We start from the raw sequence: 12,528 nt of genomic DNA on the forward strand, positions 1-12,528 counted from the left end.
TTCCCCGAACAGACGCCCGCTTTTGCGGACAGCGATCCCGGCCGATGCCGGGATGACGAAGGAATAGACAGATGACCAAACCCAAAGTGCTCATTTCCGACAAGATGGACCCCAACGCCGCGCGCATTTTCGAAGAACGCGGCTGCGATGTCGACGTAATCACCGGCCAGACACCCGAAGAATTGCTCAAGATCATCGGCCAGTATGATGGACTCGCGATCCGGTCCTCCACCACGGTGACCAAGGAAATCCTCGACGCGGCGACCAACCTGAAGGTCATTGGCCGCGCCGGCATCGGGGTCGACAATGTCGATATCCCTTATGCCTCGTCCAAGGGCGTGGTGGTGATGAACACCCCGTTCGGCAATTCGATCACGACCGCGGAACATGCCATTGCGATGATCTTCGCACTCGCGCGGCAAATTCCCGAAGCGGACGCCTCGACCCAGGCTGGCAAATGGGAAAAAAGCCGCTTCATGGGCGTGGAAGTTACCGGCAAGATCCTCGGGCTGATCGGCGCGGGCAATATCGGTTCGATCGTCGCCAGCCGCGCCCAAGGGGTCCGGATGAAGGTGATCGCCTATGATCCATTCCTGACCGAAGACCGCGCCATCGAACTGGGGATCGAGAAGGTCGATCTGGACGGATTGCTGGCGCGGGCGGACTTCATCAGCCTCCACACCCCGCTGACCGACCAGACCCGCAACATCCTCTCTGCAGAAAACCTCGCCAAGACCAAATCGGGCGTGCGCATCGTCAATTGCGCGCGCGGGGGGCTGATCGACGAAGCGGCGCTGAAGGAAGGCCTCGAAAGCGGCCATATCGCCGGTGCTGCGCTGGACGTGTTCGCCAAGGAACCGGCAAAGGAAAGCCCGCTGTTCGGGACACCCAACTTCATCTGCACCCCGCATCTGGGTGCCTCGACGGACGAAGCCCAGGTCAATGTCGCGCTGCAGGTGGCGGAGCAATTGTCCGATTACCTCGTCAACGGCGGGGTCACCAACGCCCTCAACATGCCGAGCCTGAGCGCCGAAGAAGCACCGAAGCTGCGCCCATATATGGAACTGGCGGAAAACCTCGGTTCGCTGGTCGGGCAGTTGGCGCATGGCAATCTGCCGAAGATCAGCATCGAAGTGGAGGGCGCGGCGGCACAGCTAAACCAGAAGCCGATCACGGCAGCGGTTCTGGCGGGTCTGATGCGGCGCTATTCGGACACGGTGAACATGGTCAACGCGCCCTATCTGGCCCGCGAACGCGGCATGGAAGTGCGCGAGATCCGCAACGAGAAGGAAGGCATCTACCACACGCTGGTCCGCGTGACGGTTGCCACCACGCAGGGTGACCGGTCGGTAGCCGGCACGCTGTTCGGCAGCGCGGCACCCCGGCTGGTGGAAATCTTCGGTGTCGGGATCGAGGCCGACCTGAAGGGCAACATGCTGTATATCGTCAACGAAGATGCGCCCGGCTTCATCGGCCGGATCGGTTCGCTGCTGGGCGAGAACGGCATCAACATCGGCACTTTCCACCTTGGCCGCCGCGATGCGGGCGGGGAAGCGGTGTTGCTGCTGTCGGTCGATCAGCCGATCCCGCAGGATGTCGTCGCCGCGGCCAGCGCTCTTGAAGGGGTGAAGACGGTAACCGCGCTGGTATTTTAGGCGCAGGTTCAATAGGGGCCGCGAAATGACCAACCCGGACGATCTCCTGCCCGAAGGCCTCGAAGACCGGCTGCCGCGTGAAGCGAAGGCAGTGAGTACGGCCATGCGCCAAATCCTCGATGTGATGGACGCGCATGGCTATGATCGGGTCAGCCCGCCGTTGGTGGAATTCGAGAAGTCGCTTGCGGGCCGGATGGCTGGCGGCAACGACGGCGCCACCGCGCGCCGGATGTTCCGTTTTGTCGATCCGGTCTCGCTGCGGATGCTCGCGGTCCGTTCCGATATCACTCCGCAGGTCGGCCGTATCGCGGCGACCGGAATGGCCGCGGCGGCCCGCCCGCTGCGTCTATGCTACGGCGGGGAAGTCGCGCTGATCCGCGCCGACCAGCTCGACCCGGCGCGGCAACGCTTGCAATTGGGTGCGGAACTGATCGGCAACGACACCGTCACCGCCGCTGCCGAAATGGTCGCGCTTGCGATCGAGGCGCTGGAAGGCGCGGGGGCAAAGGGAATTTCGGTTGATTTCACCTTGCCCGACCTTGTCGATATCCTCGCGTCCAAGGCCATGCCGCTGGCACCAGAACGTATCGCAGATGTCCGCCGTGAACTCGACACCAAGGATGCGGGCGGCCTTGCGCAGGTACCGGGCGGAGAGGCGTATATGCCCCTGCTTTACGCCACCGGCCCGTTCGAGCACGCAATTGCGCGGTTGCGGGATGTCGATGCGGGCGGCGCGCTGGCGAGCCGGATTGCCGGGCTCAGGCAGATAGCCGAGCGGGTGGCGGACCGTGCGCGGCTAACCCTCGACCCGACCGAGCGGCACGGATTTGAATATCAGAGCTGGTTCGGGTTCACGATATACGCTGACGGAGTACGCGGCGCTGTGGGCCGGGGCGGCACCTACGCCATTGGCGGCACTGGCGAGCCTGCGACAGGCTTTTCGCTGTACATCGACGCCCTGATCGATGCACTGCAAGCCTCACCCGCCGGCGACACGCTGTTCCTGCCGCTGGGGCACGACCGCGATATCGCGGCACGGCTGCGCGCGGTTGGATGGCGCACGATCGAGGCCCTATCGGATAGCGACGACGCGCAGGCGCTTGGCTGCACCCACCATCTCGTAGGGATTGATCCCGTCGCTTACTGAGCGAAACGCTTCGCCAGAAATGCGTCGACCAGAGGGGATGCCGCATAGCCCGGCTCACCAAGTTTCTGGTTTATCTCCCGGTGGCCTTTCAGCCCGCGGCCTTGAATGCCGGCGACTTTCGAATCCGTACCCGCGGCGATCAGCGCTGCATTAAGCGCCTTGCTCTGGCGCTCTGCATCATCCCGCTGCACATGCAGGATCAGAAACGCCGGAGCGTTAGGCCCGCCTGCGTGCAAGGTGGGTGACAGCGCTTTCTGCCGCGCCGGATCGGTACCGAAGGCTTGCTGGTAGGTATCGCCCATCAGCCGAGCGTTCTCGTCCATCTGGTCGGGCACATCGTAGCCCGCGCCGTCGAGCGCAATTATGCCCGAAACATCGTCCATCGACAGGCCCGCGCCCGCGAACCATTGCGGATCAGTGCCCACGAAGCTGACGAGGTGCGCCCCAGCGCTGTGTCCGACCAGCACGATCCGGTCCGGGTCGATCCCGAGACGGGCCGCGTTGCGGCGGAAATAGGCGGTAGCCGCAGCAATGTCCGCCGCCTGCTCCTCAACGGTTGCACCGGGCACCAGCCGGTAGTTTACCGATGCGACAGCGTAGCCCTGTTGCTGCCAGTGGTTCAGCTTGGCCGAACCGGTCATCATTGCTTTGTCGCCGCGTTTCCAGCCCCCGCCATGGACGAATAGCACCAGCGGTGCGTTGCCCGAGGATGCGGCCCAGAAATCGGCCTTCTGAAGTGGTTCGCTGCCGTAGGATAATTCCTGCCGGGCTGCATCGGGTCGCTCGGCAGAAGTTCGGTCCGACCTACGGTCGGTAGCGCCCGGAGCCTGGATTCGCTCCATCAGTTCGCTGCGGCAAGTGGCGCTTAGCTCGGACGCTTTTTCTCGCAGGCATTCGCGGATCGCCTCCCGGTCCCTACCGCACAATTTGACCACTTCCTGCCGGCATTCGCGCGGCGTCCGCTGCTGCGCCTGCGCACTGCTGATGACGACAAGACTTATGGCAGTAATTCCCGTAATCCAAAATCCACGCATCGAATTTCCCCTCATGGGCCAAACTACGTAGCAAGGGGCTGCCACATGTTGGCCGGGATAATCCAGTCACGGATTGTATTCGTTTGTCGCAGCACAAAAGGGCGGCCATTGCGGGCCGCCCTTTCGTTATTCGTTTCATCGCCTGTGTGCCGGAGAACTTACCGCCGGCACACGTGTCTGATCAGAAGTGAAAGCTCACCGTACCGCGAAGCGATTGCATCTCGAAATCGGTGTCGGACGGCCGCAGGTTTGTGCCGCCCGAGACGATCAGGAATGGGTTGGTCGGACCAGCCGAACCGGGGCCGACAGCAACGGAACTCTTGTCGTCGTCATACCGCGAATAGAGATATTCGAGGCCGATACCGATGTTCTGGGTCAGCATCAGTTCTGCGCCCGCACCAGCTTGCCAGCCCCAGACCATGTCATTGTCGTCGTTCAGCGTGAACGAGTTGGCACCGTTGGTGGTTTCGAATTCGTGGTCTATCTTGGCATAGCTAGCGCCGCCAGTCAGGTAGAACAGACCGCGTCCATCACCGGGCGAGAAGCCGAGACGGCCACGCGCGGAGATGGCATAATCGAGTTCACGAATTGTCGTGTAGCTGGCGGGGGTTGTGCTGAACCCGGTGGAGTAATCGACCGCGTTCGACCGGCTGCCTTCCAGCAACACGCCAACGACCACTGGACCACCGCCCATGCGCGTGTCGGCGCCGATGCGGGCGGCGTATGCCCAATCATCTTCGTCCGAGGTACAGCCAGCTGCGGCTGTGCTGCCAATTGCGCGGCCATTACAGAACCCGGGGCTGAACGCGTTCGCACCCGTAGTCGTGTTAACGCTGTCGCCATAAACGCCGTTCTGATCGGTATCGAATACCAGGGTATCGCCGCCGTCGTTCGACTGGATGTCGTAGCCGCCGGCTCCGCCAATGTAGATGCCGTCGAAATATACGGGGCTGGTGTCTTGCGCTGCTGCAGGCATCGCGCCCACGGCCAGTGCACTCACCGCGCCGGTGATTATAAGAACTTTTTTCAAGGGAAATCCTTCATTTAGTGATGGGATACTCCGCGCAAACGTGCCGTGAGAGGCTTTTGTTCCCGCTTCCTTTTTCTAATTTACATTAAATTTTTCGGCATCTAGCCGCAGTTTGCGCTGGGGCGTGGCACCTGCGGGTCAGCGTGTCAGGTAGACCGCCTTCTTGCTCAAGAACCGGTAGGTGCAAGGTTCGCTGGCACAGTCATTTCCGCGCGCCTATGGGTCGTGAAACAGAAACTCGCGGAATGTCATTCGGAGATGCTTGCCGTGACAAGCCCAAAAGCCTAGGCCCGCGCCGTTTGCCGCACGCCCAATTTTCCAGAGAAAGTTTTTGCAATGGCCAATGTTACCGTGATCGGTGCCCAGTGGGGCGATGAAGGCAAGGGAAAGATCGTCGATTGGCTGGCCAGCCGCGCCGATGCGGTGGTCCGGTTCCAAGGCGGTCACAACGCTGGTCACACGCTGGTGGTCAGGGATCAGGTCTACAAGCTCAGCCTGCTGCCTTCAGGAATCGTAACCGGAACGTTGTCGATTATCGGCAACGGCGTTGTCCTCGACCCGTGGGCGCTGCAGACCGAAGTCGCGAAACTGGAAAGTCAGGGCGTGACCATCACCCCCGACAATTTCGCGCTCGCGGACAATTGCGCGCTGATCCTGCCTATGCACCGCGATCTGGACGGACTGCGCGAAACAGCTGCGGGTTCAGGCAAGATCGGTACCACCGGCCGCGGGATCGGTCCCGCCTATGAAGACAAGGTTGGCCGCCGGGCGATCCGTGTGTGCGACCTCGCGCATCTCGACAAGATGGACCCCCAGCTCGACCGGCTGTGCGCGCATCACGACGCCTTGCTGGCCGGTTTCGACCAGCCTCCGGTCGACCGCGCCAAGCTACTCGAAGAATTACGCGAAATTGCGCCATTTGTGCTGCAATTCGCGCAGCCCGTGTGGAAACGCCTCAAGAAAGTCCGCAAGGCGGGTGCCCGTATCCTGTTCGAAGGCGCCCAAGGCGTGCTGCTGGACGTCGATCACGGCACTTATCCCTTTGTCACCAGTTCCAACACGGTCAGCGGTACGGCTGCCAGCGGATCGGGCCTCGGGCCCAATTCGACCGGCTTCGTCCTGGGGATCGTCAAGGCCTACACCACCCGGGTCGGCAGCGGACCGTTTCCAACCGAACTCGGCGACGCGGACGGCCAGCGGCTTGGCGAGAGAGGCCATGAATTCGGCACCGTCACCGGCCGCCAGCGCCGCTGCGGCTGGTTCGATGCGGTACTAGTGCGGCAAAGCTGCGCCATTAGCGGCGTGACCGGGATCGCGCTGACCAAGGTCGATGTCCTCGACGGGTTCGACACGGTGAAAATCTGCACCGGTTACCGGTTGCGCGGCAAGATCATGGACTATTTCCCCGCGCATTCGGCAGATCAGGCCGAAGTCGAACCGATCTACGAGGAAATGGACGGCTGGAGCGAAACCACCGCCGGCGCGCGCAGTTGGGCCGATCTGCCCGCCAACGCCATCAAGTACATCCAGCGTATCCAGGAACTTATCGAAACGCCTGTCGCTCTCGTTTCGACGAGCCCCGAACGTGAAGATACGATCCTCGTGCGGGACCCCTTCATCGATTGAGATGCGCGCCAGAACGGCGTATCTTTCCCGCATGAGAGCAACCACGGCCCTACTCGTTCTTGGCTTGGCGGCGTGCGTTCCGGCGATGGTTTCGTGGGGCATGCCGGAAGATGCGCGCGCGACCTACATCCTGGTTGATAAGTCGGAACGTACGTTGACGCTGTATGACGGCGATGCCGTGATCAAAACCTACACCGACCTGCAATTCGGCGATGAACCGACCGGTCACAAACAATTCGAAGGCGACGAGCGGACACCTGAAGGCCGGTACTGGATCGATGCCCGCAATCCGAACAGCGCCTATCACTTGTCGCTCCGGGTTTCCTATCCGAACGCGGATGACCGGGCCTACGCTGAGGCGATGGGGCGATCGCCCGGCGGCGACATTTTCCTGCATGGCCAGCCAAACGGCTTCGCTGAGGGAAGGGTGCCGGGGGACTGGACCGACGGCTGCATCGCACTTTCCAACGCAGAGATCGAGGAATTGTGGAGCGCCGTCGGCGACGGCACCCCGATCGAAATACGGCCTTGACCTGATCCCGTTATGTTCTACGTCTGTTCGGAAGCCAGAACGGAGTCGCGGCATGGGGCAAGCGGATTTTTACTACGAAAGCGGCGATGCGGGCACGGCCACGCTTGCTGATACCGTACGTGATGCGGCCATGGATCCCGCCGGTGTTCCTCTCGCGGTCTCGATCTTCGCCGACCGCGCCCATCTGCGCGAGACAATGCGGGACGATGTCGAGGCGGCGGGCTTCCGGCCGGGCACGATCGGGGATTTGGCCGACTTGCTCGGCAGCGAAGCACGTTCGCTCGGCGAGATTGTTCTGCTCGACTGTCCGACGGTGGACGGCGCGACCCTCGCCGCACTGACGCGGCTCGATATGCGCGCGGCGCGCCTGGGTGCGCAACTGGTGGTGTCGACCAGTCTGGATGCGCTGGACGAGGTATTCGGCTGTCTCGATCAGTCCGGTGCGCAGATCCTTGTCGATCCGACTAGGTCAGAACGCGTAATTGCGCTCGGGAGCATATTAGCGAAGATGCCCGGCATGGGGGTTCGCGAATTATCACCCGATGATCGAACTACCCTGCTTCGGCTAACGGAGCAGGTCGGTCAGATCGCGGCGCGCTTGGAACGCCTGTCCGATTCGGGATTGACGCCGGGCAAGGGTTCCGATGGCGGCGCGTTCCGGTTCGAATCTCCCGATCCTGGTTTCAATGGTCTCGGCCCGGAGGATTCCTCGGACCGGCTGGTACGTTCGGCCCGGCCGCCGTTGCCCGATCCGCGGCTCGTACGGAGGATAATCCGCCAACGGCAATTGCGCGCCCGGTTCTTCGACGGCGAACTGTTTGCCGATCCAGCATGGGACATGCTGCTGGACCTGACCGCGGCGCGGGTCGAGCACACGCGTGTTTCGGTTACGTCGTTGTGCTTCGCCAGCGGGGTACCGCCCACCACCGCGCTGCGCTGGATTGCCCAGATGAAGGATGCCGGCTTGATGGAGCGTGTAGAGGACGAGACCGACAAGCGCCGCGCGTTCATTACCCTGACAGACAAGGCTGCCGATGCGATGGCACGATTCTTTGCGGAGCTGGGCAAGGATGCCAAACGGGCGATCTTATGGGGATACCGTCCGGCTAGTCCAGGCGCAAGATAACCGTCAGCCCTTCGCTTGGCTCCCCATCGAACGGCAACTCCCGCCGCAGGGCATCGGCCCGGGCGCGGTCGAGGATCGCAGCGGGCACTGCTGCGTCATGCAGGATCGTGTCGGCTGTCCCAAGCAGCCGGCACTGGCGCAGTGTCAGGTCCTCGGGATCGCCGCTGACAAGGGCGATTTCTACCGACCCGGTAGTGCCAGGAATTTCCTTTTCGGCCAGCCAATCCTCGATCCGCGCTGCCGATGCCGGATCGAGCGGGTCGAGGATCCCGCTTTCACCCAGCGCTATGTCGAGGGCGCGCCGGCGATCGGGGCCTGCGGGGTAGCGCAGTCGTATGGCGTCGCGCATGTCTTCCAGCCGGGCCGCCAGCAGACCCAGGCCCGGAGGTAATATCCGTTCAAGACGCAGCCGCAATTGCTTGGCCAGCCCTGCCGACGCACCGGAAGTGCCGATCGCGACCAGGACCGGGTCCCGGTCGACAATACTGGGAGTGGTGAAATCGCACAGGTCGGGCCGGTCCGCGACATTGACCAGCAAGCCCTTGGCGCGCAACCGCATCGCTGCGGCTTCCGCGGCCCTGCCGTCCTCCAGAGCAATAAACGCCAACCTCGCGTGATGCGCCTCTGGCTCGCCGCAAGGAATGCCGCCCGCACGTTTCACCAGCCGCGTCTTTGCCTCGCCCATGTCACCGGTTCCGATCACTACGACGCGGGTCCCGGCAATGCGGTGGAGCAGGGGCAGGGAGCGGATCACGGACGCACTATTTCAGCCATGCCGGCACGCGCTCGGCGGCCATAATATCGGCGGGCGGCAAGCGGTCTGCCACCACCGCATAGCGGTCTCCGTCGACCAGCACTTCGGCCACGAAACCACGACTGTTGTAACTGCTCGCCATCGTGGCGCCGTAAGCGCCGGCGGTCCGGAATACGGCCAGATCGCCCGTCTCCAGCGTGGCCATCAGGCGGTTCATCGCGAAGGTGTCCCCGGTTTCGCAGATCGGCCCGACAACGTGGGACTCGCTGGTCGCTCCGGACGGCACCACCGCGTCGATATCGTGCCACGCCCCGTACATCGCGGGGCGCGCAAGGTCGTTCATCGCGGCATCCACCACCACGAACGGGCTAGCGTTGGAACTGCGTTTCACCCGGATCACCCGGGTCAGCAAAACGCCTGCATTGCCCGCAATTATGCGTCCCGGCTCGAACGACAGCGCGACATTCCAGCCCGCTGTCACGCGTGCCACCATCGCGCCGTATTCGGCCGGGCTGGGCATCACATCATCCGCTTTGTAAGGAACGCCGAGCCCGCCGCCAAGATCGGCATGGGTTACATTCTGTCCCTGCGCGCGCAAGTCGGCGATCAGTGCACCGACTTTCCCGAACGCGGTTTCGAGGGGCACCAGACTGGAAAGCTGGCTGCCAATGTGCACGGCGATCCCGCGCATTTCGAGCCCCGGCAGGACTGCCAGCGCGGCATAAATTTCGCCCGCACGGTGGATCGGTACGCCGAATTTGTTTTCCGCCTTTCCGGTGGAGATTTTCTCATGTGTTCCCGCATCGACGTCGGGATTCACCCGCAGGGCGCAGCGGGCGATCTTCCCCTGTGCCTCGGCTATGGCGGATAACTCGATGCCCTCTTCTTCGGATTCGACGTTGAACTGGCCGATTTCGGTCTGGAGGCCATAGATCATCTCGTCACGCGTTTTTCCGACGCCCGAAAAGACGATGTCCGCCGGGGCCATGTCGGCCGCCAACGCCCGGGATAGCTCGCCGCCCGAAACCACGTCGGCACCGTAGCCTTCGCGCTGGAGCACCTTCAGCACCGCGAGGTTCGGGTTGGACTTCACCGCGAAAGCGATGTGCGGGTTATCCAGCGCGGAAAGCGCGTCGCGAAATACGCGGGCATGGCGCACCAGCGTGGCCTGCGAATAGACATAGACCGGCGTGCCTACCTCTGCCGCGATCCAGGGCAGGGGGACACCTTCGGCATGCAGCACGCCTTCACGGAGTTCGAAATGGTTCATTTAAAGTGCCGTGTTATTCGGGAGGAAGGTCGAAAGGGTCGTCTTCGCGTGATTCCGACCGGCGGCGCAGTTCGACGTTACGTTCCGGCTCGGCCTGCGTATCGAGTTCAAGCAGGTCGGCCGAGCTCGGCTGGACATCGGAACCGAGCGGCGCGGGCGGCAGCGTTTGGCCAGCCAACGGTTTGAGGTCGGCCTTCTGTCCGCAACCTGCGAGCAGGCATACGCTGACAATTGCGATAATTCGGCGGTTCATGCGTCACTTCCCGAAGCCAAGCCTAAAGTCCGGCGCGCCTGCGCCACTTGTTCCCTTACCCGCTCCGGTGCGGTTCCGCCATAGGACGCCCGCGACGCTACCGACGCATCGACCGACAGGGCGGCGAACACCCGCTCATCAATCCGCGGATCGATGGCCCGAAGTTCCTCGAGCGACAACGCATCAAGCGCCGCACCCTTCGATTCCGCCAGCTTTACCGCCGCGCCGGTAATGTGATGCGCTTCCCGGAAGGGCACGTCCGCCTCGCGCACCAGCCAGTCCGCCAAATCCGTGGCGGTGGCGTAGCCAAGCTCCGCCGCCTGCCGCATCCGTTCGGTCCGGAAGGTCGAGTCGGCCACCATTCCGGTCATCGCGGCGATGGATAATGCGAGCAAACTAGCGGCTTCGAAGACCGGCGGCTTGTCGTCCTGCATGTCCTTTGAATAGGCCAGCGGCAGGCCCTTCATCGTGACCATCAGCGCGGTGGCGCAACCGATGATCCGCCCAGCGTGCCCTCGTACCAATTCGGCGGCGTCGGGGTTTTTCTTCTGCGGCATGATCGAACTGCCGGTGCTGAGCGCATCGGGCAACCGGACAAATCCAAACGGCTGGCTAGCCCAGATGATGAATTCTTCCGCCAGCCGCGACAGGTGGAGCGAGCATTGCGCTGCCGCCATCAGGTAATCGAGCGCGAAATCGCGGTCCGAAACCGCATCAAGGCTGTTGCCGGTCGGTCCATCGAAGCCGAGAGCCTTGGCAGTCGCGTCGCGGTCGATCGGAAAGCCGGTCCCGGCCAAGGCAGCCGACCCGAGCGGGCATTCGTTCAGCCGCGCCCGCGCGTCGGCGAAGCGGCTGCGGTCGCGCCGGATCATTTCGTAATAGGCCAGCAAATGGTGGCCCAGGGTGACCGGCTGCGCCGTCTGCAGGTGGGTGAAGCCGGGCATGATACTGGCGGCATGTTCGCCCGCCCGGTTGACGAGGGCGCGCTGCAGCAACTCCAGCCCGGCGTCCACCTGCTCCATCGCTTCCCGAACCCACAGGCGGAAATCGGTTGCCACCTGGTCGTTGCGGCTGCGCGCGGTGTGAAGCCGCCCGGCGACCGGGCCGATCAATTCGGCGAGCCGGCTTTCGGTGGTCATGTGGATGTCTTCAAGGTCCCAATCTTCCGGCACCCCGTCCTGCTCGTATTCCGCGGCGATCCTGTCGAGCCCGCTGGTGATCGTCGCTGCGTCGGCTGCAGTGACGATACCCTGGTTGCCGAGCATGGCGACATGCGCTTTGCTTGCCGCTATGTCCTGACGCCACAACGCCTTGTCGAACGGGATCGAGGCATTTATTTCGCGCATGATCGCGCTGGGCCCCTCGGCAAAGCGTCCGCCCCACATCTGGTTGGAGCCTTTAGTGTCCTTAAGATTTTCGCTCACGCTGCTATTGGCCCTTCCGCTGGCCGCCTGCGATAGGGAACCCGCGCCGGACGCGCAAGAACAGGGCGAGTTGGAGGGAGCAAAGGTCGGCTTGGCCGCCACCATCGACACCAGCCACGCCGGCGAATTGATGCCGGCCATCCTGCTGGACGATCCTGCGGGCCGGCAGATCAACACCGGGGCGCTTCAGGGCGGGCCGGTCCTGCTCAACCTGTGGGCCACGTGGTGCGCACCTTGCGTGGTGGAAATGCCGATGCTGGACGAGCTTGCCGGCGAATACGCAGGTGCGCTGCGGGTCATGACCGTCAGCCAGGACATGCAGGGCGCGGAAAAAGTCGAGCAATTCTTTGCTGCCAACACATTCGAAAACCTGCAGCCCTGGCTCGATCCGGAAAATGCCCTCGGCTTCGCGATTGAAGGCGGGGTCTTGCCGACGACGGTCCTGTACGATTCGGCCGGCCGCGAGGTGTGGCGAGTCATTGGCGAATATGACTGGTCGGGCGCAGAGGCGCGCGAGGCGATAAACGACGCGATCGGTGAGGATGGTGCTTGAGGCATGGTGGGCGCTGACGGGCTCGAACCGCCGACCCTCTCGGTGTAAACGAGATGCTCTACCAACTGAGCTAAGCGCCCAAACTTTGCGTTCGGAACAGCGCTAATAGCGGCGAAAGTTTCAA

12 protein-coding genes and 1 tRNA gene are annotated in these 12,528 nt (G+C 63.0%); 6 read left to right on the plus strand and 7 right to left on the minus strand.

The features are described from left to right. Nucleotides 1-71: 71 nt before the first annotated feature. Nucleotides 72-1,655: a phosphoglycerate dehydrogenase gene (serA, locus tag GRI65_RS12265; protein WP_160756850.1), complete on the plus strand. Its 1,584-nt coding sequence runs from the start codon at nucleotides 72-74 to the stop codon at nucleotides 1,653-1,655. A gap of 25 nt (nucleotides 1,656-1,680) precedes the next feature. Next, complete coding sequence (locus GRI65_RS12270; protein WP_160756851.1) at nucleotides 1,681-2,802, plus strand: ATP phosphoribosyltransferase regulatory subunit; 1,122 nt, start codon at nucleotides 1,681-1,683, stop codon at nucleotides 2,800-2,802. Here GRI65_RS12270 and GRI65_RS12275 read toward each other — a convergent pair. Then, entirely contained in the window at nucleotides 2,796-3,836 is a 1,041-nt protein-coding gene (locus tag GRI65_RS12275) for an alpha/beta hydrolase (RefSeq protein WP_232844123.1), read from the minus strand. The two genes, GRI65_RS12270 and GRI65_RS12275, sit on opposite strands and share 7 nt — an antisense overlap. 181 nt (nucleotides 3,837-4,017) lie before the next feature. Continuing rightward, the gene (locus tag GRI65_RS12280) at nucleotides 4,018-4,866 is read right to left on the minus strand and encodes an outer membrane protein (protein ID WP_160756852.1); all 849 of its coding nucleotides are present in this window, start codon (nucleotides 4,864-4,866) and stop codon (nucleotides 4,018-4,020) included. Between the two features lie 336 nt (nucleotides 4,867-5,202). Here GRI65_RS12280 and GRI65_RS12285 point away from each other — a divergent pair, with 336 nt between their 5' ends. From GRI65_RS12285 to GRI65_RS12295, 3 genes are read left to right on the plus strand one after another with little or no spacing between them, the layout of a single operon-like run. Continuing rightward, nucleotides 5,203-6,492: an adenylosuccinate synthase gene (locus GRI65_RS12285; protein WP_160756853.1), complete on the plus strand. Its 1,290-nt coding sequence runs from the start codon at nucleotides 5,203-5,205 to the stop codon at nucleotides 6,490-6,492. 31 nt (nucleotides 6,493-6,523) lie between these two features. Continuing rightward, a complete protein-coding gene (locus GRI65_RS12290; protein ID WP_160756854.1) occupies nucleotides 6,524-7,024 on the plus strand; it encodes a L,D-transpeptidase family protein in 501 nt (166 codons plus the stop codon). A gap of 52 nt (nucleotides 7,025-7,076) precedes the next feature. Further along, nucleotides 7,077-8,150, plus strand: a complete 1,074-nt coding sequence (locus GRI65_RS12295) for a winged helix DNA-binding protein (protein WP_160756855.1) — start codon at nucleotides 7,077-7,079, stop codon at nucleotides 8,148-8,150. Here GRI65_RS12295 and GRI65_RS12300 read toward each other — a convergent pair. Genes GRI65_RS12300 through argH form a run of 4 tightly spaced genes read right to left on the minus strand, consistent with a single transcriptional unit; the run spans nucleotide 8,131 to nucleotide 11,812 of the window. Next, the gene (locus tag GRI65_RS12300) at nucleotides 8,131-8,904 is read right to left on the minus strand and encodes a precorrin-2 dehydrogenase/sirohydrochlorin ferrochelatase family protein (protein ID WP_332872651.1); all 774 of its coding nucleotides are present in this window, start codon (nucleotides 8,902-8,904) and stop codon (nucleotides 8,131-8,133) included. The genes GRI65_RS12295 and GRI65_RS12300 overlap by 20 nt on opposite strands. A 7-nt stretch (nucleotides 8,905-8,911) precedes the next feature. Further along, nucleotides 8,912-10,174: a diaminopimelate decarboxylase gene (gene lysA, locus GRI65_RS12305; RefSeq protein WP_160756856.1), complete on the minus strand. Its 1,263-nt coding sequence runs from the start codon at nucleotides 10,172-10,174 to the stop codon at nucleotides 8,912-8,914. A 13-nt stretch (nucleotides 10,175-10,187) separates the two neighbouring features. Then, nucleotides 10,188-10,427 (minus strand): LPS translocon maturation chaperone LptM, encoded by a 240-nt coding sequence (lptM, locus tag GRI65_RS12310; RefSeq protein WP_160756857.1) that lies wholly within the window; start codon nucleotides 10,425-10,427, stop codon nucleotides 10,188-10,190. Continuing rightward, nucleotides 10,424-11,812: an argininosuccinate lyase gene (argH, locus tag GRI65_RS12315; protein WP_160756858.1), complete on the minus strand. Its 1,389-nt coding sequence runs from the start codon at nucleotides 11,810-11,812 to the stop codon at nucleotides 10,424-10,426. Before argH ends, lptM begins: the two co-directional genes overlap by 4 nt. A 16-nt stretch (nucleotides 11,813-11,828) precedes the next feature. On the opposite strand from argH, the gene GRI65_RS12320 reads away from it, so the two are divergent. Then, nucleotides 11,829-12,404 carry a TlpA family protein disulfide reductase gene (locus GRI65_RS12320; protein WP_332872652.1) on the plus strand — a complete coding sequence of 192 codons (576 nt, stop codon included), beginning with the start codon at nucleotides 11,829-11,831 and terminating at the stop codon, nucleotides 12,402-12,404. 4 nt (nucleotides 12,405-12,408) lie between these two features. Here the strand turns inward: GRI65_RS12320 and GRI65_RS12325 are convergent. Continuing rightward, nucleotides 12,409-12,484: transfer RNA gene (locus GRI65_RS12325), tRNA-Val, on the minus strand. Nucleotides 12,485-12,528 lie beyond the last annotated feature (44 nt).

The sequence above is a fragment of the Allopontixanthobacter sediminis genome, assembly GCF_009828115.1.
GTDB classification, from domain to species: Bacteria; Pseudomonadota; Alphaproteobacteria; order Sphingomonadales; family Sphingomonadaceae; genus Allopontixanthobacter; species Allopontixanthobacter sediminis.

Excerpts from the sequence above, each read along its gene's own strand:
- serA (WP_160756850.1), top strand. The coding sequence starts at position 72 with ATGACCAAACCCAAAGTGCTCATTTCCGACAAGATGGACCCCAACGCC.
- GRI65_RS12270 (WP_160756851.1), top strand. The coding sequence starts at position 1,681 with ATGACCAACCCGGACGATCTCCTGCCCGAAGGCCTCGAAGACCGGCTG.
- GRI65_RS12275 (WP_232844123.1), bottom strand. The coding sequence starts at position 3,836 with ATGCGTGGATTTTGGATTACGGGAATTACTGCCATAAGTCTTGTCGTC.
- GRI65_RS12285 (WP_160756853.1), top strand. The coding sequence starts at position 5,203 with ATGGCCAATGTTACCGTGATCGGTGCCCAGTGGGGCGATGAAGGCAAG.
- GRI65_RS12290 (WP_160756854.1), top strand. The coding sequence starts at position 6,524 with ATGAGAGCAACCACGGCCCTACTCGTTCTTGGCTTGGCGGCGTGCGTT.
- GRI65_RS12295 (WP_160756855.1), top strand. The coding sequence starts at position 7,077 with ATGGGGCAAGCGGATTTTTACTACGAAAGCGGCGATGCGGGCACGGCC.
- lysA (WP_160756856.1), bottom strand. The coding sequence starts at position 10,174 with ATGAACCATTTCGAACTCCGTGAAGGCGTGCTGCATGCCGAAGGTGTC.
- lptM (WP_160756857.1), bottom strand. The coding sequence starts at position 10,427 with ATGAACCGCCGAATTATCGCAATTGTCAGCGTATGCCTGCTCGCAGGT.
- argH (WP_160756858.1), bottom strand. The coding sequence starts at position 11,812 with ATGTGGGGCGGACGCTTTGCCGAGGGGCCCAGCGCGATCATGCGCGAA.